This window comes from Rhizobium sp. BG4, from assembly GCF_016864575.1.
Taxonomy (GTDB): domain Bacteria; phylum Pseudomonadota; class Alphaproteobacteria; order Rhizobiales; family Rhizobiaceae; genus Rhizobium.
Genome location: NZ_CP044125.1, coordinates 2,646,377 through 2,668,303, shown reverse-complemented (window position 1 = coordinate 2,668,303; position 21,927 = coordinate 2,646,377). Strand labels below are relative to the sequence as shown.

General features: G+C 61.4%; 12 protein-coding genes, 1 tRNA gene and 1 pseudogene. 2 read left to right on the top strand and 12 right to left on the bottom strand.

Translation table 11 applies throughout. From position 1 onward, the window contains the following. Positions 1-14 precede the first annotated feature (14 nt). From F2982_RS13490 to F2982_RS13475, 4 genes are all read right to left on the bottom strand, one after another. Complete coding sequence (locus F2982_RS13490; protein ID WP_203428114.1) at positions 15-860, bottom strand: SDR family oxidoreductase; 846 nt, start codon at positions 858-860, stop codon at positions 15-17. Between the two features lie 13 nt (positions 861-873). Next, positions 874-2,295, bottom strand: a complete 1,422-nt coding sequence (locus F2982_RS13485; protein ID WP_203428113.1) for an aminotransferase class I/II-fold pyridoxal phosphate-dependent enzyme — start codon at positions 2,293-2,295, stop codon at positions 874-876. Position 2,296: 1 nt separating this feature from the next. Beyond that, positions 2,297-9,715 (bottom strand): type I polyketide synthase, encoded by a 7,419-nt coding sequence (locus F2982_RS13480; protein WP_203430069.1) that lies wholly within the window; start codon positions 9,713-9,715, stop codon positions 2,297-2,299. Between the two features lie 235 nt (positions 9,716-9,950). Next, on the bottom strand, positions 9,951-11,129 hold the full coding sequence (locus tag F2982_RS13475; RefSeq protein ID WP_203428112.1) for a polysaccharide biosynthesis/export family protein: 1,179 nt from the start codon (positions 11,127-11,129) through the stop codon (positions 9,951-9,953). 349 nt (positions 11,130-11,478) lie between these two features. Here F2982_RS13475 and F2982_RS13470 point away from each other — a divergent pair, with 349 nt between their 5' ends. Beyond that, entirely contained in the window at positions 11,479-13,047 is a 1,569-nt protein-coding gene (locus tag F2982_RS13470; protein ID WP_203428111.1) for a bifunctional diguanylate cyclase/phosphodiesterase, read from the top strand. On the opposite strand, the gene F2982_RS13465 is transcribed toward F2982_RS13470, so the two are convergent. The 6 genes and pseudogenes from F2982_RS13465 to F2982_RS13440 all read right to left on the bottom strand — a co-directional run bounded on the left by F2982_RS13465 (position 13,007) and on the right by F2982_RS13440 (position 18,160). Then, positions 13,007-14,089, bottom strand: coding sequence for a glycosyltransferase family 8 protein (locus tag F2982_RS13465; protein WP_203428110.1), 1,083 nt, complete (start codon positions 14,087-14,089; stop codon positions 13,007-13,009). The genes F2982_RS13470 and F2982_RS13465 overlap by 41 nt on opposite strands. Before the next feature lie 52 nt (positions 14,090-14,141). Continuing rightward, complete coding sequence (locus F2982_RS13460) at positions 14,142-14,351, bottom strand: hypothetical protein (RefSeq protein WP_203428109.1); 210 nt, start codon at positions 14,349-14,351, stop codon at positions 14,142-14,144. 23 nt (positions 14,352-14,374) lie between these two features. Beyond that, a tRNA-Met gene (locus F2982_RS13455) sits at positions 14,375-14,451 on the bottom strand. 129 nt (positions 14,452-14,580) lie between these two features. After that, entirely contained in the window at positions 14,581-15,780 is a 1,200-nt protein-coding gene (gene mnmA / locus F2982_RS13450) for a tRNA 2-thiouridine(34) synthase MnmA (protein WP_203428108.1), read from the bottom strand. 166 nt (positions 15,781-15,946) lie between these two features. Beyond that, a complete protein-coding gene (locus F2982_RS13445; RefSeq protein ID WP_203428107.1) occupies positions 15,947-17,047 on the bottom strand; it encodes a mechanosensitive ion channel domain-containing protein in 1,101 nt (366 codons plus the stop codon). Between the two features lie 10 nt (positions 17,048-17,057). Then, positions 17,058-18,160, bottom strand: a pseudogene (locus F2982_RS13440) (TDT family transporter). 189 nt (positions 18,161-18,349) lie between these two features. Between F2982_RS13440 and F2982_RS13435 the strand changes: the two are divergent. Beyond that, positions 18,350-19,243, top strand: coding sequence for a LysR family transcriptional regulator (locus tag F2982_RS13435; RefSeq protein ID WP_203428106.1), 894 nt, complete (start codon positions 18,350-18,352; stop codon positions 19,241-19,243). Here F2982_RS13435 and F2982_RS13430 read toward each other — a convergent pair. Continuing rightward, positions 19,220-21,304, bottom strand: coding sequence for an EAL domain-containing protein (locus tag F2982_RS13430; RefSeq protein WP_203428105.1), 2,085 nt, complete (start codon positions 21,302-21,304; stop codon positions 19,220-19,222). The genes F2982_RS13435 and F2982_RS13430 overlap by 24 nt on opposite strands. Positions 21,305-21,498: 194 nt before the next feature. Beyond that, positions 21,499-21,921, bottom strand: a complete 423-nt coding sequence (locus F2982_RS13425) for a helix-turn-helix domain-containing protein (protein ID WP_112718876.1) — start codon at positions 21,919-21,921, stop codon at positions 21,499-21,501. Positions 21,922-21,927 lie beyond the last annotated feature (6 nt).

The following is a 21,927-nucleotide window of genomic DNA, read 5'->3' as shown; positions in this document are numbered from 1 at the left end:
CCGTCGCAGTCAGACTAAGTGCTGTTCGTATCGGCCCGGGGCGCCGGGCGTGGCTCGTGCCGCGTCTCGAATGCAATCGGCCGCATTCGCTCCTTTTCGCGCAGTCGCCACCGATACCAGAGCCGCAACGCGGGCTTTATGACGGGGCCGAAGAGCGCGAGTGCCGCAAGCGACGGCGTGAAATAGACGCTCGCCTGCCGCCGCCCGATCGCCGAGACGATCCGCAGCGCAACCGCATCGGCAGCCCAGGGCTTCACCTTTCCCATCAGCAGTTCCGCCTGCCACGGCCGCGCGGGGAGTTCCTGCTGATATTGGGGTGTCAAAGTATCCGGCGGGTAGCAGATGGAGACACTCACGCCGCTGCCGAGCGCTTCCATCTGCAGAGCTTCGACAAAGCCATCGAGAGCGGACTTCGAGGCGCAATAGGCCGCATAGCCATGGATGCCGATCAGCGCCGCGCCGGACGAAACGATCATGATCGTCCCGCGCCCGCGGCCCTTCATGCCACTATAGACCGCACGTACGGCGTTGACGGTTCCCAGCAGATTGATGGAAATCTGGCGATCGAAAAGGTCAGGCGGCAGCGTCTCGAAAGCGGCAGGATCGACAATTCCGGCCGACGCCACGAGCACATCACACGGGCCATTGGCGGCTTCACAAGCAGCGATAGCGCTGCTGAGTGCCGCATTCGCCGTGGTGTCCGCCGACACCGAAAAGACATTTGCACCGAGATCTTTTCGCGCCGCCTCAAGGCGCCCCTCATCCCGCGCAACAAGCGAAACCGCAGCACCTTGCAAGGCATAGGCCCTGGCGACTGCCAGGCCGATACCGCTGGAACCTCCGGTTACGATGACATGCATTGCATCGTCCCGCCTAAGACTTTCCCGCCGTTTGAATATCCGGCAGCAGTTGCATCATCTTTTCCATGTCGATCGAACCCAGCCCGAAGTTGCGCTCCTCAAGGGCTTTCAGGCGCTTCGCCGTTGCCTGCACCGCATGCGCAATCTGCGCCTCGCTATGATTGCAGGTGATAAAGAAGCGTAGCCGGGCCAAGCCTTCGGGAACCGCCGGGTGGATGATCGGCAGCGCGTTGACACCATCTTCCAGAAGCTCGTTCGAAAGCTGCACCGCGCGCGCCGAATCCCCGACGATGACAGGTACGACCGAGTACCCGGTCGCCAGACCCGTATCGAGCCCGGCGTCCTTGGCGAGCTGCAGAAACAGGCTGCCGTTCTTCCTGAGATCGGCCGTGCGCTGCGGCTCCCGTTCGAGGATTTCGAGGCCGGTCAGCGCAGCCGCCGCCAGAACCGGCGCCAGCCCTACGCTATAGACGAAACCGCCCGCATCCGCCTTCAGCACGTCGATCAGTGCCTGGCTGCCGGCAATATAACCGCCGCAGCTCGAAGTCGTTTTCGAGAGCGTACCCATCCAGATATCGATCTCGCGCGGATCGATACCGTAATGTTCGAAGGATCCGCGGCCGCTCGCGCCGAGAACGCCGAGCGAATGCGCCTCATCGACCATCAGCCAGAAACCGTAGCGCGACCGAAGCTCGACAAAAGCCGGCAGATCGGCAATGTCGCCATCCATCGAGTAAACGCCTTCGACAATGACGAGGATACGCCGGAAGTCGGAGGACAAGGTCTTCAATACGGCTTCGAGACTGGCGACATCGTTATGCTTGAAGAGGCGCCGGGCAGCGCCGGACTGCTTGATGCCGGCAAGCGCGCTGTTATGGATGAACTCGTCGTGGATGACGAGATCCTGCGGCCCCATCAGGCAGCTGATCGCCGCTACATTGGTCAGATATCCGCTGACGAAACAGACAGCCGCGTCGACGCCATAGACCTTCGCAAGTGCCTGTTCCAGTTCCACATGGACCGGGCGCTCCCCGGCGACAAGGCGGCTTGCGGATGCCGAGATACCGAACCGGTCGATCGCTTCCTTGGCCCGCTGCTTGACCACCGGATCGGTGTTGGTCGCGAGATAGTCGTAGGAGGCGAAATTGGCGAATTCCTTGCCGGACATCACCGTGGTCGCACCGGCCGCCCGATCATGCGAACGGTAGAACGGATTGTCGATGCCGACCATCTGCGCACCGATCTTCTGCGCCACCACCCGCTTGTATTCAGGAAGCTCGTCGAACTTCACGGCCTGGCGGATCGCCTGCACCGGCTGCCGGTTCATGCGTGCCATGCGGTTCCGCCCGGAGGATTCGTTGGCATGGCGCATCTGATCCAGCAGACCCGCCCTGCGGCCGCTATCCTGTCCGTTGCCGTTCGAGCTCTCTGTCATGTCAGCCTGCTGATCTCTGAGCCGCTCCAGAGTGTGTCTGGATCAGCTGAGTGAGAATTTTGTCGCCGCCCGCATCGGCTTCGCCATCGCCGCCACCGGCGCGGCTCGCAACACGCTCTCGAAGGCGCGCGACGACGTCTCCGACCGTGGTTCCATCGCTTATGCCGCTCAGCGGAATATCGAAGCCGGTCTTCTGTTGAAAGCTCATCCCGAGCTCCATCGCCATCAGGCTGTCGAGGCCGATATCCTTGAGCACCTTGTCCGGGGTAATCCCGTCTTCCGTCACGCGCAGGATCGCGGCAATCTCGGCCGCGACGAGCTTGTGCAGAAGAGCCTGGGACTCGTCCGCCGACTTGCCGGCGATCATCGCTTCGAGATCGATGGTTTCGCTATCGCTTGCGGCCTGGTTGCTGCCCGCCTGACGCATGATCGTCTCGAACAGCGACTTGCTGGCGATCGGCAGCATTCGGGCTGCCGTCCAGTCGACTTCCGCGATCATCACGGCCGCCTCGGCAATGCTGCCCTGATCGGCCATCATGTAGCGCTCGACCTGCTCCAGCGCGTCGCCCGCCTTGAGGGCCGATTTGCCGATGCGCTTCGAGAGCACGTCGTTGACCTCGGCGTTACGCGCCAGATAGCCCTTGTCCGCGATCGCGCCGAAGCCGATAGCCAGGCCCTTGCGACCGGCAAGGCGGCGCTCGCGGGCCAGGCCTTCGAGATAGCCGTTGGCGATGACATAATTCGCCTGGCCCGGATTGCCGAGCATGGTCGTTGCCGATGAGAAGAGCAGGAAGAGACCGAGATCGTCAGCTGCGGTCAAGCGGCTCAGGATCTCCGCGCCGCGGACCTTTACGTCGACGACCGGACGGTTGCGTTCCGCAGACAGGTTCGACAGCAGCGCATCGTCGAGGACCATCGCCGCGTGAACCACGCCCTTCAACGGGCCCTTGGCGCGCAACTCGCCGAGCAAGGCACGAACCGCGTCCTCATCAGTAATGTCGCAGGCATGGACGCTTGCCGTCACACCCTTTTTCGCCCAGTCGCCGATCGCTTTGCGGGTCTCGTCGTCAGCGATGCCCTTGCGGGTGCAGAGCGCGATCTTTCTCGCCCCCTTCGAGACAAGCCAGGCTGCCGTCGCAAGGCCGAAGCCACCGATACCGCCGGCCACGAGATAGACACCATCCGCATCGAATGCGACCGGTTTTCCGGGTGGCAAGAGAACGCTGTCGGTGCCGATAACAGGGGGCTGGACGACGATCTTGCCGATATGCCCGGCATTCTGCATCAGGCGGAAGGCATTGCCGATTTCGTCATAGGCAAAGGCCCGATAAGGGATCGGAACAAGCTTGCCCGCAGAGAACAATTCGCCGATCTCTGTGAAGATGCGTTTCGTCAGCTCCGGCACATTCACCAGCAGCTGGTCGGCATCGATGCCGAAATAGCTGATGTTGCGCCGGAAGGGGCGCAGGCCGATCTTGCGGTCGGAATAGTAATCGCGCTTGCCGAGTTCGAGGAAGCGTCCGAAGGGCTTCACCAGCTCGAGACTGCGTTCCATCGCTTCGGAAAACAGCGAGTTCAGGACGAGGTCCACGCCCGCACCATCCGTGACATCGCGGATCGCCGATACGAAATCGAGCGAGCGCGAGTCGAAAACATGATCGGCGCCGAGCGTTTCCAGGAAACGCCGCTTCTCGACCGTCCCGGCCGTTGCGATGATCTTCGCGCCCTTCAGCTTGGCGATCTGAACCGCTGCGAGACCGACGCCGCCGGCAGCGCCGTGAATGAGAATGGTCTCACCGGGCTGGATGCGGCCTAGCTCCACCATGGCGTAATAGGCGGTCAGGAACGCGACGGGAACCGTGGCGGCCGCCACGGTGTTCATGTGCTCCGGCAATCTGGTCACGCCGTCCTGACGGACGCGGACATGTGTCGAGAACGCCGCCGGGCCGATGCCCATGACCTTGTCACCCACCGAGAGCCCGCTGACGTCGGCGCCTAATGCCACCACGCGGCCGGCGAATTCCATGCCGATGGTCGCACCGGCAAAGCCGTCCTCGAGCGCCTCTTCGGGCAGGACGCCCATCGCCCACATTACGTCCCGGAAATTGAGACCGGTCGCCTCGACAGAAACAACGATCTCACCGGCAACGGCAACAGGAACGTCGCACGCCTCCCATGCCACGCTATCCAGTCGGCCAGCGGAGTGCTGACGGATCGTCGCCGCGACATAATCAGCGGTATTCCGGGCAACCGAAGCCGCCGGACCCGTCGCCGCACGCAGCTCACGCACCTCGCCGCTTGCGCGGTCGAGCAGCCATTCCCGGTTTTCCGTGGGCGACGTCAACACAGAGGTCACAACGCCCGAAAGCCGGGCGTCATCCGTCTCGGCATCGATCAGGTGCACATCGAGGAATTCATACTCGTTCTGCAGGACACGCGCGAAGGTCCAGAGACCGGCATTGGCCGCATCGGCCCCTTCATCCGTCAACGGTGAACCACCGGGCGCCACGACGATCAGCTGGACGCGGGCCGAACCCGCAACCCGCGCGGCCAGCGCTTCGGCAAAGACGCGGAACGTTTCGAGACGTTGCTGCGAGGCGCTGGACGCCGTTTCGCCTGCTGCGCGAGCAGCAAAATAGATTGCGCGAACCGTGTGCCCTTCGAACGCCGCCAGTGCGTCCGCATATACGAGATCGGACGCACCGCCCGGCACAGGAAGCGTCACCATCCCGTCCAGAGATATCCATCTCTCGGCATCGCCAAAGACCAGCACCGGCGCTCCGCTCGCGTTCGCCTGAGCAGGCGTCTTCGCAAGAGCTTTCGATTGCGCCAGAAGCGAAATCAGGCGCCCCTCGGGATAGCCCGTCTCCTCCGCCGCGACCTGCGAGAAGCCGAGCGAGCGGATTGTTTCCTCGATCTGATTGACCGTGGAAAGCCTGCCGATCGGGAATTCCGGCGACTGGCTGCCGGCGAACCAATCTTCGGCGAGGCCGAAGACGAAATCGTTGAAGGCGGACGGTGAGCGATCGGCGAAAACCAGCGATGCGCCATGAGAGGCCGCACGCCGCACAAGCGCCTGCATGGCTTCGTTGCCCATCAGGAACTTCTGGCTTTCATCGCCAGCGCACACGATGAGATCGGCGGCCGGATGATCCGCGAGCCGTTCGGGATCGGCGATCAGCACATTGGCATCGGCCTCGAACGCGATCTGCAGGGCGCGGCGGGTGTTTTCGCGCGGCTCGGCGATGATCAGCGACGCGCCTCTCTGTGCAGCGAGCTGCGCAAGCTTGCGGCTGAAGGCGGCCGAAAGCGAACCGGCCTCCAGGATGTAGCGGGCGCCGCCATCCGGCAGAAGCTGCGTCACCATCTGTTCGGAAGCAGCCTGCCGGCGCACGCTCAAAGGCGCATGAACGAGAATATGATCGAGCGTCGCATCGCTCGATGACGCAAACCCGAGCGCATCGCCGCCGGCTTTCAGAACCGCAATCCGCTCCAGTGCATCGCGGTGCGTATTGTTGATCAGCACCGCCTCGGCAATACGGCCGGAATCCTCACCGTAGAGCTCCCGCAGCACTTCCGCGACCGGCGGCAACGTGAACTCCGGCACCACGCGCCATTGTCCGTCTTCCGACGAAGCAAGCCCGGCATCTTCGAGGCTGAACAGGCAGCTCGTCAGGAACGAGCGGAACGCCGCATCGCCGGGCATCTTGGCGATGGAGCCATCACTCCCGGCAATCGACAAGGCGATCTCGTGACATGCACGATAGACTGCTGCATCCAGCAGCAGCGTCGCGTTGTTGAGCTCGCCCTCGCCTGCCGCCGCAAACTCCGCAAGCCCGCGTGTGCCAGCTGCATACGGGAACAAGGAAGACGGAACGCTTTCGTAATGGAAGGCGACCGAATCCAGCGTGTGGTGGCGGCGCAGATAGGTCCTGCGGAAACGGCAGTCGTCGAACGCCGCGACCTGCAGGCCTGCGGCATCGAACATCCGGAAATGCACCTTGATCGAGTTCTGGCTGAAGCGCTCGATCGAGATGATCGCCTTGACGATCGGCTGCTCGGAGCGCGTCACCCGCACCGTTCCGAACCGAACGGGAATATAGGGTGCACCCGCCTGGTCGCCGGAAAGCTGATCGAACAGCGCCACCAGACCGTGGAACGCCGCATCGACAGACATCGGATTGAGCCCGTAGCGCATGTAGCGATGCGCAGCCGGGGTCGCCTTCTTGAGATCAACCTCGATCGTTCCGTGCCCGAAAGTCACGGCCTTCGACAGCAGCTGGAAGCGCGGGCCATATTGCAGGCCGAACCGCTCTGCTGTCTCGTAGGTCTTGGCCGCACTCAGGACCGTCGTGACTTCACCGGCAACCCGCGCGGCGGGCTCTTCGGCCTGCGCTTCAATGGTCTTGCGGACCCTGGCGACCGCATGGACCGTCCAGTCGTCATTGCTCAACCGCTCGCGGGAGCGGATCTCGATATTGCCGGTCTCCGGCGAAAGCACCGTCGAAAGCTCGGCGATGCGATCTGTGCGCAGTTCGAGCGGGCGCACGATTTCAAGATTGCCGAGCTCTACGGCATCAAGCCCATAATATTGCTGGGCCGCCGTGACCGCGATTTCGATGAAACCGCTTCCCGGCATGATCGCCTTCGAGTCAACGACATGTTCGGCCAGATCAGGCACCAGATGGGCATCGAGATGGTTTTTCCAGCTCGAACCGTTTGGATCCGTTCGCCAGCCGAGCAGGGTATAGGGAACCTTCTGGTCCCGGCCGAAAACATCGATCTCATCCGTTGTCGTCTGCGGACGCAACTCGGTATTTTCAAACGGCAGAGACGGCAATCGGACAAAGGCGTTGCGCGCACCGGCACTCCGCGACTTCAGCGGCGACACACCATGGGCAAATGCCCGCGCAAACGACTGCGAGACCGGATCGCGGCCGGTGCCGCTCTCGCGCAGGAGTGTTGGGATGACGGCCGCCTTGTAGGAGATGCCCTTCGCAACATCCGCGACATAATTCGACAGGATAGGCCGCGGTGAAATCTCGATGAACAGGTTGCAGCCGGCATCCATCGCCGCCTCGCAGGCATCCTTGAACAAGACGGGATCGCGCACGTTGCGCCACCAATAGCCAGCATCCAGCACCGCGCCGTCTTCGCGCCCGCCGGTAACCGTGGAGAAAAACGTTCCATTGCCCTGATCCGGTTCAATATCCGGCAAGTCATCAAGGAAGGCGTCTTTCGCACGATCGATAATCGGGTGGTGAAACGGGTAATTGATATCGAGTACGTGGGCGACGATCTGCGCCTTGCGCGCAGCGTCGCGGAACGCAAGCACCTCCTCGGACGGGCCAGATATCGTGACTGAATTCGCTGCGTTGATCGCGGCGATGCAAATATTGTCGAGATGGTTGGCCTTGGCAAAAGCCGTAGCTGCCTCGGCGCTGAGCACGACGGCGGCCATCTTGCCTTCACCGGCCAGCAGATCCTGGTGCTGAGAGCGCTTGGCGACGATCGCCACCGCCTCGGCAGCCGTCAGCGCCTTTGCCGCATAAGCGGCCGCGATCTCGCCGACGGAGTGGCCGAAAACGGCAGCAGGCTTGACGCCCTGAGAGAACAGGCAATCGGAGAGCGCTGCCTGCACCGCAAACAGCAGCGGCTGCGCGATCTTCGTATCTGCAAGGCGCTGAGGCAGGTCCTCGGCAAACAACAGATCCGTGAGCTTTTCGCTGATATAATATTCGAACAGCGCGCTGAACGACTGGAAACACTGGCGGAAATGCGCATTGTTCCGATAGGCATCTGCCCCCATTCCGGGCCATTGTGATCCGTTGCCGGAGAAAACGAAGGCCACCTTGACCGATTGGCCGGGGGCTTCGCCTTGCTCGCCCTGCGTTTGATCCCCCGCCAGATGAGCCTCGAGTGCCGCGAGAACGGCTTCTCCGTCCTTCACCTTTACGGCAAAGCGATGGCGCATTGCCTCCCGATTGGCCGCGGCGGCGGCGATGATCTGCCGCGCTTCCTTCGTCTCTGCCTGGGCCAGTTGATCGCGGTAATCCTGCAGCAGGCTCTGTAGTGCCGTCTCCGTGTGAGCGCTTGCCATAAAGATGATGTTGTCGCCCTTCGGCTGCGGCTCGGGCGGCGCGATGGGATCGGGATCGCTTATCACCACGTGGGCATTGGTGCCGCCGAAACCGAAGGAATTCACGCCGGCATAACGAGGCGTCTTTGCCGGCATCAACTCGATGCCTGACGTGTTCACCCGGACATTCAATGCCTCGAAATCGATATCTTCGTTGGTCTGTTCGATATGAAGCGTCGCCGGCAGGAAATTGTCTTCCAGCGCCAGGACCGCCTTGACGAGGCCGAACAGGCCGGAGGCCGGTTCCGTATGCCCGATATTCGACTTGATCGAACCAATCGGCACCGGTGCCCGCCGCTTCTTGCCGATGACATTGCCGATCGCCCAGACTTCGGCAGGATCGCCAACGCGTGTACCCGTGCCGTGGCCCTCGATGAAGGCGATCCGGTTCACATCGATATTGCTGTCTTCGTAGATCGACCGAAGCAATGCCGCCTGGGCATCGCGCGACGGCAGCGAAATGCCGTTCGTACGGCCGGACGAATTGACGCCGGCGGCATGCAAACGGGCGTGGCTTCTGTCCCGCTCCCGCAATGCCCTGTCGGTGCGGCGCAGAACGATCGCGACGCCACCTTCCGCCCTGACATAGCCATGGCCATTGGTGTCATAGGCGCGACAGAGGCCCTCTGGCGAAAGCATGCGCGCTTGCGCAAAACCGACGAAGGAAAGCGGATGAGCGAGAAGATTGATGCCGCCGACGATCGCAGTATCGATTTCCTCGCGGTCCAGCGCCCGCATAGCCTGATCGAGCGCGACCAGGGACGACGAACAAGCCGTGTCGATCGTCATGCTGGGACCGCGCAGACCGAAGATATGCGATATCCGGTTGGACACGATCGACAGCGTATTTCCCGTCATGAAGTACGGGCTGCCGGAAGCCGGATCCTCTGCTGCCAGATTCCCGTTGTCGAGGCTCGATGCGCCGACATAGACACCCACGCGCTCTCCCACCAAGGCCGCCGCCGGAAGATTGGCGTCCTCAAGCGCGCGCCAGACCAGATTGAGCAGAATGCGCTGCTGCGGATCCATCTGTATGGCTTCGCGCTGCGAAAGGCCGAAAACCGCAGGATCGAAATGATAGATATCGTGAAGCACACCGGCCGCGAACGAGTATGTCTTGCCGGGAAGGCCCTGCGTCGGATGCCAAAAGCGACCAAGCTCCCAACGTCCGGCCGGAATCTCGCTGACGGTGCATCTTGCATCTTCGAGAACCTGCCGTAGCGCATCTACGGAAGGAGCACCCGGAGCAATGATCGCGCGTCCGATAATTTCAGTCGTCATGGCCATCAAATGTCTTCATGTCACGGCACCACGCAGGATGACCCCAAAAAGCGTCACAGGCAGACACCACAAAAGGCTGCCGCTGTCATTCAAAAATATCATTTAAGGTTGTATTTTAGAAATCCGAAATTAAGCGAGACGAAAACATCGCCACCCAAAAGCAAGGCACGGATTGATTGCAATCAACCCTGAACCGCCCCTGCCGCCGAGGCAGCAGAAAACAACTTAAAATATTCTAATCGTTGAAGTTGTTGTAGATCGACGCACTCTGTGCAGCGATCGCTACCGGCTGACCGACAATCCCGAGGAACATCTTGATGTCCACCGACGGATGCCGCGAAATATAGACGACGTCGCGGTTCTTCACCGGGAAGGTTTGCCCCACGATCAGGCTATCCGGATGGCTCATGTCAAATCTGTAGACAATTGGATACCGGCCGACGCTGTCAGGCATCAGGCCCTTGGCGAGCAGCTCGTGGAAGCGTTGAGTTCCAAGAAGGCTCATCACGACATCAGGTTCTTCGTAGCGGAAGACAAAGTAGCCTTTGGCGTCGGTCGTCAGATCATTGCCGCCACGGCCCAGCGCGACAGCCTCCAGAAGATTGAGATCATTGGCGCCGAAATTGACACGCGCATTGCTGTTAGCCGAACCTAGGATCGTGAATGTTCGCGGATCCTGAGACACAAATATCTGGTCGCCCGGCTGAACATAGATATCTTCTGACGGATTTTCGATAATGGACTGCAAAAGCGCCGTGCCCGTTTTCCTGCCGCGAACGAGCGTTACATAGGCTTCGTAGGGCTGCGCGCGTGATCCGCCGGCTTTTGCGATGACCTCGGTGATCTTCTCGCTGACAAGGCTGAGCGGAACCTGAGAGGGCGTACCGACCGCGCCTGATACCGTGACGTTACGCGAGGCCGTGCTGACGCTGGTTACGATGACATCCGGCTCGACCGCCTTGTTTGCCAAGGATGAAAGAATAGCTTTACGTGCTTCCTCAAGCGTCTTTCCGGCAAACTTGACGGAACCGGCATAAGGTATAGCCGCCATACCGTCGGGTTGCACGACAATATCAAGATTGATCTGTTTGGATTCAGCTGTCGAGAACAGACCGTCGCTGCCTGCTTCGAAAATTGACACCTTGAGATGGTCGCCGACACCTATGACAACACGCCCGATACCGCCGCCGATGCCAAAACGGCGATTGAGCGCGGTGGCCACATATTTCGAAACGAGAGTAGCCGAACGGCTATCGACATCAACAATGTCGAAGACAGCCGTGTTACGCCGGCCGACTTCAGAAGCAGAGCGTCCAGCATCCTGATTGATGGCATCCGCAAGAGGACCCTGAGCAGGAACAGCCTGACAACCGGCCAAAGCCAGGCAGATCAATACAACACTCGACCGAACCAATTGCGTCCCCTCAATGCCAACAGCGCACCTCTTTGAGTTGCGCGATCGACGACTGCCAGATTCCCCTCAGACTTGCAAAGCACACTAAGTCCGCTTCAACAAGCCAATTGGAACCGTACCCCCAAAAAAGCCACAGCTGTGTTTTCCGTACCATAAGGCTGTAATATTATTGACCAGCACCTACAAGTTACGGATCGAACCTATCTACAAATTGAGTTAAAGGCGCTTTAAAACCCGCGAAGCGTGCGAAACCGTACGGAGATTGCAGCAAACAATCACTACCCGTTTTCAACGAACATTTCAGACTTCGATGATATTGCTATGTCTTATCAGGGGTGAGGAAATGTGAATGCCGGGGTTCTTTCGCAGCCGTGCCGGACGGCAGTGTCTATCGGTCATGATGCTCGGGGGCGTCCTCTGGCTGCTCGGAATCCTGTTGGAATTCGGCGATGGCCTCTCGGCCTTTGTGCAGATGTTCGATGATTACGGCGCCGAAAAGCTTGTGCTTGCCTTCGTCATCGCCGGCGCCATGAGCTTCATCTATTCGATCCTGCGCATTGCCGATCTCCGCCGCGAGATGGAACTGCGCGCCGCCGCGCAGTTCAAGGCCGACTGGACCGCCACCCACGATCACCTGACCAAACTGCCGAACCGCTATGCCTTCGAGCGCAAGAAGCTCGCCCGCCCGGACGCTTCGGACGAGGAGTATAACGCGGCGGCCCGCAACGTCACCGTCTTCTCGGTCGATCTCGACGGCTTCAAGAAAGTCAACGATCTCGTCGGCCATAAGGGCGGCGATATCCTGCTGATCGAGGTGGCGCGACGCATCTGTTCGCTCGGCAATGCCGATTGCGTCTATCGCTTCGGTGGCGACGAATTCGTCATCATCGGTGCCGGCATGACCGAGGAGCGCGAGAAGCATTTCGCCCGCGTGCTGATCCAGGCCGTCACAAGACCGATCAGCATCGAAGGCTTTGCCGTCGAAGTCGGCGCCAGTGTCGGCTACGAGCGCTGGACCGAAGGCAGCGAACCGCTTGAGAACGCCGCCCACCGCGCCGATCTGGCGATGTATGAGGCGAAGTCACGCGGCCCGAACCATGCGCTCGCCTTCGAGGCTTCAATGCAGGACAAGGTCGCCGAGCGCGCCTCTCTGGAGACAAAGCTGCGCACCGCCATCCAGCAGAAGGCGATCCGTCCCTTCTACCAGCCACTGATCGATCTGAAGACCGGCGATATCTGTGGCTTCGAGGCGCTGGCCCGCTGGTCCGACGATACCGGCGTCAACATCCCTCCCCCCGTCTTCATCGGCATTGCCGAGGAAACCGGGATGATTACCGAGCTCTTCGAGAACCTGCTGTCGCAGGCCTGCCGCGACGCGCTCGGCTGGCACGCCCATATCGTCCTCTCCTTCAATATCTCTCCGGTGCAGATGGAAGATCGGCTGCTCGCCTCGCGCATCCTGAAAGTGCTCGCCGCCTCCGGCCTGCCGCCGGAAAGGCTGGAGATCGAGATCACCGAGAATGCCCTGATTCAGGATCCGGCGATCGCCGCCGTCATCCTCGACGAGCTGCATGCGGCAGGCGTCCAGATCGCGCTCGACGATTTCGGCACCGGCTATTCCAGCCTCGCCCAGCTCGCCCGCTACCGCTTCGACAAGATCAAGATCGACAAGAGCTTCGTCGCCACCTACCAGGAAGACGAGCGCCAGGAAAAGATTGTCCGCGCCATGCTCGGCCTCGGCCACAGCCTGAATATCAAGACGACCGCGGAAGGCATCGAGGAACACAGCCAGCTCGGCTACCTGACCCGCCTCGGCTGCGACATCGGCCAGGGCTACCTCTTCGGCAAGGCGATGCCGGCGGATCAGGCTGCGGCGTTTATCGAAGAGCGGATGCAGACGCTGTCGGCGGCGGGTTGAGGCTCCCTGGGAGCCACCATCTTTCCCTTAGCCAAGCCAAATTTTCAACTGTCGAAACGAGGCTTTCGGTATTTGCCCCCATAGCCGTGAGCCTGCGAAGCATTTCATCAACACTGATGGAAAAGAGTTGGCGCATATATCGAAGGCGATACTTGAGCGAATGCCCGAGCTTGCGAAGTCTCCTGTCAGTCTTTGTGCGAAGGCGCCGTCTTCCCCACGGCGTTTGAGCGCGCAAATTGAGATAGAAGTCCTTTTCTGGATGCTGGCACTCGACACTATCAGGTTTCGCGTGAATGAAGTGCACGATCACCGCGTCAGCGAAGTCGTTCCCTCTCTGGGCGTTCCAAATCCACTCAAGTGACAACACCCGGCCCGTCGACAGGACGTTCAGGACATCCTGATCCATAAATGTATAGTTGTTGATTTGCAGTAGCTCGATCGCTTTTCGCGTAAGCCCTTCATTTCGCCACTTCTTTACATCGAGGACCAGAACGCCGGAGTTAAAATAAAGCTCATCGTCATTCCGTCCCAAACGACGATTCAGCTTCGCGCCACCAACCGTGCAGCACGCTGCCACGAGATTATCTTGGAGGTCGGTCTCGAAAAGATGCGAGATGTCGCCTTTTACGATAACGTCGGCGTCCAGATAGACGATACGTTCGCAGGTTTCATCGACAATCTCGGGCATGAGCAGACGGCCGTAGATGGACCGGCTCCAATATGACGTCGTTTTGAGATTCTCAATTCGACCCGCCATTTCCTTCGTCATGTCGACAAAGGTTACTTCTCGATCCGCGGCCGCAGCAATATTGGCTTTGTCAGCCTCTGTAAGACGATCGGCAAGTATCCAGAACTGAACAGCACCGACATTTCCGAACTGATGAACCGATCGTAGCATGACACCGGCGAGTTCAACATAATTTCTATCTATACAGCACGCGAGAATCATCAGGACGCTTCTAAATTGAAAATATTCCAGCGAGGCCGCTACCAAAGAGAGCGTAGAGATGTCAATTCCCGAGTTCAGGGCGTGGCAGATCAAGCAGCGTCATTTATCGACGAGCGGATGCAGACGCTGTCGGCGGCGGGTTGAATCACTCGCCCTCAGGCCTATCTCGACTGGCATGGCGCTTGGAATAGCAATCGGCACCGCCATCGGGGCGGCAACCGGATCGATCCTCTTCGAAGATACCGCAATCGGCATCGCCGTCGGCATTGCGCTTGGCGCGGCGGCCGGAGGCTTTGCGCGGAGAGGCCGATAGGTAGACATAGCGAAACCGGCCGGTGCCAGCCGTCAATTCCAATAGCGTCTTTGATTGGAGAAGATTGGTAGCGGGGGGCGGAATTGAACCGCCGACCTCAGGGTTATGAATCCTGCGCTCTCACCAACTGAGCTACCCAGCCACAACTCGAACAAGCCATTCGCAAAGCGCTCGGCCCGTCGGTGAGCGGGTTATTAAGAGCGTCTCGGCTTTGTGTCAAGCACATGAAGGAGAAAAAGGCTGCACCGCAGCATCGCCTTTCCCAAGAAATTTATGCAGCCACCGGCTGGCTCAGAAGTGCCTTCAGCGAGGCCTCGGCGGCGGGCTCACGTTCGGAGCGCTCGATGAAGCCGCCGCCGAAAACGCGGGCGTCGTCGCCGGGCGCGGAATAGAGCGCGCAGGCCTGGCCGGGCGCGATGCCGGCTTCGCCGACGGTCAGATCGACATAGATGCCCGAGGCGTCGCCACGCAGAACGGCGGGCTCCGGCACGCGGGTGGAACGCACCTTGGCATAACAGGCAAAGCCTTCGCCGGAGGCCGCCTGGAGAAGCTCCTCATCGCCCAGCCAGTTGACGTCGCGCAGATAGACGCGGTGCGTTTCCAGCGCTTCCTTGGGGCCGACGATGACGCGGCGCGAGCGGGCGTCGAGATAGACCACATAGAGCGGCTCGCCGGTGGCGACGCCGATGCCGCGGCGCTGGCCGATCGTGTAGTGCAGGATGCCGTCATGCTGGCCGAGCACGCGGCCGTCGAGATGGACGATCTCGCCGGCGAGCGCCGCATTCGGCTTCAGCTTGTTGATGACGTCGGAATACTTGCCCTGCGGCACGAAACAGATGTCCTGGCTGTCGGCCTTCTTGGCAACGACAAGGCCCATCTCTTCGGCCAGCTTGCGGGTCTCCGCCTTCGGCAGACCGCCAAGCGGGAAGCGCAGATAATCGATCTGCTCCTGCGTCGTCGCGAACAGGAAGTAGCTCTGGTCGCGATCGGCATCGGCCGGGCGGTAGAGCGCACGGCGGCCGGGATTGCCGGGCGCCGGGTTGGGCCGCGAGCGGATATAGTGGCCGGTCGCCAGCGCATCGGCGCCGAGTTCCTTGGCAGTCTCGAGGAGATCGGCAAACTTGACCGTCTGGTTGCAGGAGACGCAGGGGATCGGCGTCTCGCCCGCCACATAGCTTTCCATGAACGGATTGATGACCGTGTCGCGGAAGCGCTTTTCGTAATCGAGCACATAATGCGGAATGCCGAGCGTCTCGCAGACGCGGCGCGCATCGTCGATATCCTGACCGGCGCAGCAGGAACCGGCGCGGTGGACGGCGGCGCCATGATCGTAGAGCTGCAGGGTGATGCCGAGCACATCGTAGCCCTGGTGTTTCAAAATCCCGGCCACGACGGAACTGTCCACGCCGCCGGACATGGCGACGACGACACGGGTGTCTTCGGGCTTCTTGTCAAAATCCAGTGTGTTCACGAGGTACTGCCAACTCTGCGCTCAGGAAATACGATTGTAGCGATCCGTGCCTTGCCCTGCAAATGCCGCGGATTGTGCTGCCGCCGGCGGGGTCGGCCGCCGGTCTTTCATTGGCGCTGGATATAGAAAGGAACGCCCCGTCACGCAAGGGGCGCGTAGAACGGCCTCACTCCGCTGCCTGCCTGCGCGGCACACCGTTGCCGCCATCCATCACCGCCCTCACGTGCGGCAGCGCATGCGGATAGTCCTGCTGGATGAAATCGATCAGCTTTTCGCGGATTTCGCAGCGCAGGTCGAAGGTGCGGCCGGAATTGGACGCCGACGCGAGGATGCGGATTTCCATCACGCTCTCCTTGAAATCGGTGACGGCGACATTGACCACCCGCTTGTCCCAGAGTTTCGAGGCGGCCAGGATCTCCTCCACCTTCCTGCGGATGACGGGCACCGGCACGCTGTAATCGAGATAAAGCATGACATTGCCGATCAGCGAGGCGCTTTCGCGGGTCCAGTTCTGGAAGGGGTTCTCGATGAAGTAGCTGAGCGGCAGGATCAGCCGCCGCCAGTCCCAGATCTTCACGACGACATAGGTGGAAGTGATCTCCTCGACATTGCCCCACTCGCCCTCGACGAGCAGCGCATCGTCAATGCGGATCGGCTGGGTGATGGCCAGCTGGATGCCGGCAAACAGGTTCTTCAGCACCGGCTGGAGCGCCAGACCAACGACGATACCGGCGACACCGGCCGACGCCAGCAGGCTGACGCCATACTGCTTGACGGCATCGAAGGTCATCAGGCAGGAGGCGATCGCCACCATGACGATCAGGAGGTCGGCGATCCGCTCTATGATGCGCGACTGGGTCACGTGCTTGCGGGCGAGAAGATTGTCCTCGGCATCCAGCTTGAAGCGCCGGAGATAGACGGTCATCCAGATATGCTTGGCGGTCCGCGCCATCGCCGCAACGAGAATGATGAAGGCGATCAGCAGGATGTGGCGCAGCGTCGAGGCTTGATATTCCGTCAGCGGCGAGACGGTGGCGGCAAAGGACAGCGCCGCGGTCAGGATCGCCAGCCGCGCCACCCGTTCGAGGCGCGAAACCAGCGATCGCCAGAAGAGATCCCGCTCGGCAACGATGCGTGTCAGCAGGCGGAAGGCGAGCCGGTGGATGAAGAGCGCCAGCGCCACGACGGCGGCGAAGATGACGGTGCTTGCCAGCCAGTCCGGAAGCCAGAAGCCTTGGGCGCGAATTTCGTTCACAAGGTCGGTCATGCCCCGGGAGCTAGGGTGCAGCGCAGCATAGAAAAGAGCCGGAGATCAAAAAGACTGCTCCGGCTCCGTCCGGCCATTCAGTTATCGAGGCAGGGATCCGCGAAAAGGAAGCCTTCAGCGCGCCTGATAGCGTCTTCAGGCTGACGACGATCCAGATCATCGCAAGAGCTGCAACGAGCGCTGCGCCAAGCCAGGTCAGCAGCGGAAATGCGAGAAGCTGGCCAAGGCGCAGAGTAGCGACCGCATAGACCCCGATCGGAAAGGTGAAGGCCCACCAGCCGAGATTGAAAGGCAGCTGGCCGCCGCGGGCATGGCTTGCGGTCGTCGCAATGGCGATCGCCAGCCACCAGAGCCCGTAGCCCCAGAGAAGCACGGCACCGAGCAGGCTTGCACCGGCCATGGCGGAGGCCAGGTCGCCAAGCCCTCTTGCCGCCAGCACGCCGCCGCTATTGGCGGCAAAAAGTGCGAGGCCGAAGGCACCGGTGCCGATCGGGCCAAGCGCCAGAAACCCGGTCGCGCCCATGCTGGCCGGCGGCAGCTTGTGCAGCGCCATGCGCAGGAAGAGGATGACGAGGATACCAAGCGCCAGCGGCACCGAGCATGCCCAGAGCACATAGCTGGTGAACAGCATGGTGAACTGCGCGCCATCCCCCGCAAGATGCGGGATCAGCAGCGCGCCGCCGCCTGCGGTGACCTCCGAGGCAACGACCGGCAACAGCCAGACGCCGGTCATCTCATGGATCGCGTGCTGCTGGCGCGTGAACATCGCAAAGGGGATGGAGAGACCAGCGAGCACAGCCAGCACCGCATCGAGCCACCAGAGTACCTCGGCGATCTCGATCGCCGTATCGCCCATCAGCGGCACACCGAAGATCACGAAGCCGTTGATGATGGTGGCAAGCCCATCGGAATGCAGCCGAAGAACATCGACAGCACCGGATGATTGAGGACGCGCTGGGCATCCGCGGGGTAGAGAACCCATTTCGCGGCATAGATCGCGGTCAGCCCCGCAAAGAGCAGGATGTTCAGGATCCACAGTACCTCGCCCACACTGTAGAGCACGGGGGCTGACGGAAACTGCGCCAAACAGACACCAAGGATCCCGGTGCCCATCGTCGCCGCGAACCAGTTGGGGGTGAAATGGCGGATGATCCGCAGGCCCTCGCTGGAGATACCGTCGGTTTCGATTTTCATGAGAATGGTCATGCCGCTTGCCTCGTCTTTCTGGCATCACGAATAAACGCCTCAATTAATCGCTTCCAACGAATTGTAATTGTCATTTCATTCGATAAAATCGAACATATGACCTTGGAACAGCTCCGCATCTTCGTCGAAGTCGCCGCCCGCCAGCATGTGACGCGGGCCGCGGAACATCTGAACATGACGCAATCGGCCGTCAGCGCCGCGATCACGGCGCTGGAAACGCGCCATGGCGTGACGTTGTTCGATCGCGTCGGCCGCTCGATAGTTCTCAACCAGACCGGCCAGTTGTTCCTGAAAGAAGCGCAGCAGGTATTGGCGAGCGCCCGGGCGGCGGAAGCGGCGCTGATGGATCTCTCGGGCCTGATGCATGGCGAGCTGTCGATCGCCACTAGCCAGACGGTCGCCGCCCATTGGCTGGGGCCGAAGCTCGCCGCCTATCGCAGCCGCTATCCCGGCATCAAGCTCAATGTCGGCATCGGCAATACGGCGGACACCGCCGATGCCGTTATGAACGGCAAGGCGGAAATCGGGCTGATCGAGTGGCGGGAGGAGAGGCGCGGCGTCGCAGCCCGGCAAGTGGCGATCGACGAGATGATCGTCATCGTCGGCCGCGACCACCCGTGGGCAGATGGCAAGCCGCGCCGTGTGAAGGATTTCAAACAGACGTCCTGGGTGGTGCGCGAGGCGGGATCCGGCACCCGCCACGCATTCGAGAGCATGATCGAGGCGAAGGGCATGACGCTTGCAGCGCTCGACGTGGCGCTGATGATGCCCGCCAACGAGCCAATCATCGGCGCCGTCGAGGCAGGTTTGGGCGCGACGCTGATGTCGCGCAGCATCGCCGCGCCGTTTCTGAAGAGCGGATCGATCGCCGAAGTGGCGGTAACGCCGCTGCCACGGCCATTCTTCCTGCTGCGGCATGAGGAGCGCTATCGCAGCAAGGCGGCGGATGCCTTCGATGCGATGATCTCAACCGTGGGCGGCGCGCTTTAGCGGCGCTTCGGCATCGATCAGCCGCTCGGCCTCGCGCTGCGGCATCGGCTTGCCGAGCAGATAGCCCTGCACCTCGGCAAAACCTTCCTGGCGCAACCTGTCCAGCTGCTCTTCGGTCTCGATGCCCTCGGCCAGCGTCACCGCGTTGAAGCCGGAGCCGATACCCGCGACGGCGCGGATGATCGCAAGATTGCCCGGATCGCTCTCCATGCCGGCGACGAAGCTGCGGTCGAGCTTGATCTTGTCGAAGGCGAAGGCACGCAGATAGCTGAACGAGGAATAGCCGGTGCCGAAATCGTCGATGGCGATGCGGATGCCCAGCTCCTTCAGCGCCCTGAGCAGCGGCAGGCTCTGCTCGACATCGGCCAGGAAGACGGATTCGGTGATCTCGATTTCCAGCCGCTGCGGCTGCAGGCCGCTGTCGCTGAGCGCCGAGACGACGGTTGCCAACAGCGTGTTGTGGCGGAACTGACAGACCGAGAGATTGACGGCGATCTTCAGATACTCCGGCCAGGACGCCGCGGCCCGGCAGGCCTCGCGCAGCACCCACTCGCCGATCGGCACGATCAGCCCGGTATCCTCGGCGATCGGGATGAATTCCATCGGCGCCACGAGCCCGCGGGCCGGATGACGCCAGCGGATCAATGCCTCGAACCCGGCAAGCCGCCCCGTCGCAGCCTGGACGATCGGCTGGTAGTACAGCTCGAACTGATCCTTCTCTAGCGCATCGCGCAGCTCTGCCGTCAGCTGGTGGCGCCGTTCCGCCTCCAGCCGCATCTCGGCCTCGTAGAAGCGATAGGTCGAGCGGCCGCTTTCCTTGGCGGCGTAAAGCGCCAGGTCGGCATGGCGCATCAGCACATCGGCATCGCCCGCCTGCTGTGGCGCGAGCGCCACGCCGATCGAGCAGGTCACATGCTCGTTGCTGCCATCGAGATCGAAGGGGGCGCTCAGAACGGCAAGCAGCTGCTCGGCAAACCGCTTGGTGCGGCCGCAATCGCCGCCCTTGAGTACAACGGCAAACTCATCACCGCCGAGCCGGGCGACGAGATCGCCATCCTCGACCAGCATCTGCAGCCGTTTCGCCACCTGGCAGAGCAGAGCATCGCCGGCCGCATGACCCTTGCTGTCATTGATGAGCTTGAAATGGTCGACATCGAGATAAAGCAGCGCCACTGGCGCCTCGGCAGTGGCCGCAACCGCGTGGCTCTCGATGAAATCCGCGAAGGCAGCGCGGTTCGGCAGCCCGGTCAGCGCGTCATGCATGGCGAGATGCGCGAGCTTCGCCTCGAAAGCGCGCTCCTCGGTCACGTCCTGCGAGATGCCAAGCAGATAACGCCGCGCCCTGCCCTCCGCCGCCGGCAGCGCCCGCTTCACCGTCTTCAGCAGGCGGTGCCCGCCGCCGCGCTTCGGCACCGTTTCTTCGAAGGTCACGGTGATGTCTTCATCCAGCACTTGCCGGTCCTGCTCGCGGAAGAAGCCGGTCTTGTCGCGGAACACCATACGATCGGTCTTGCCGACGATCTCGCGGCCCGGCATTTCGGCGATCGCCGCGCTCTGCCGGTTGAACAGCACATAACGCCCGTCGTCTTCCATATCCTTGACGAAGACGCCGACCGGCAGGTTGTCGACGATGCTGTCGAGCAGCGAGCGGGTATCGGTGACCTGCCGCCTTGCGGCATTCACCTCGCTCCGATCCTGCACGATGGCGAGAATGGCATCGCCGCCGTCGAACCGCACCTCGCGGCCATAGGTCAAAACTTCGAATGCCTCGCCGGTCGCCTTCAGATGCGTCCAGCGCTCGGCGCGCTCGATATCGGTACGCCCCTGAACGGCAGTCATCATCCGCTCGCGTTCGGCCGGCGGGCGGATGTCGAGCACGGTCATTTCCCGGAACTGCTCGGCCGAATAGCCGTAGAGATCATGGGCGGCATTGTTGACGATGAGGAAGCGCAGCGTCCGGGGATCATAGACCCACATCGGTGACGGATGGGTTTCGAACAACGACCGGAAGTCGTCGTTCGGAACTTGAAATTCATCGGTCTTCGTCGTGGTGGGGGCCATGAAGTCTTTTCGGATACAAACAGCGGACCGCGATGTTGTAACGCAAAAAGCTGAATAAATTCAAAATGATAGGATGCATAAACTTTGTGCGATCGCTTATTTAATAAGCAGCCTCGGATAGATTTATGCCGCCGGATCGCGCAAAAGATGCATAGAGGAAGTTCGATCTCTACTTTGCGCCACTTGGCGCCCGGTCAATGCTGGTGATGCGTGCACTGGCCATGATCGGCAAGGATCTCGATCACCCGGCACTGATCGACGCGGCCGTGCCCGCAGCCCTCGACCATGACTTCAAGCTCCGCCTTCAGCGCCGTCAGGCTGCGGATGCGCTGCTCGACCTCCGCCAGCCGCGCCTTGGCAATCGCATCGGCCGAGGCGCAGGATTGATGCGGATCGTCCTGCAGCGTCAGCAACGTCCTGATCGCATCGACCTCGAAGCCGAGTTCGCGCGCATGGCGGATGAAGGCGAGGCGCCTGACGTCCTCGGGCTCATAGGAGCGCTGGTTGCCTTCGCTGCGAACCGGCGCGGCAAGCAACCCGATGCCCTCGTAGTACCGGATGGTCGGCACCTTGACGCCGCTCTGGCGCGCAGCATCTCCGATAGTGATCTTTTTCATGATCGC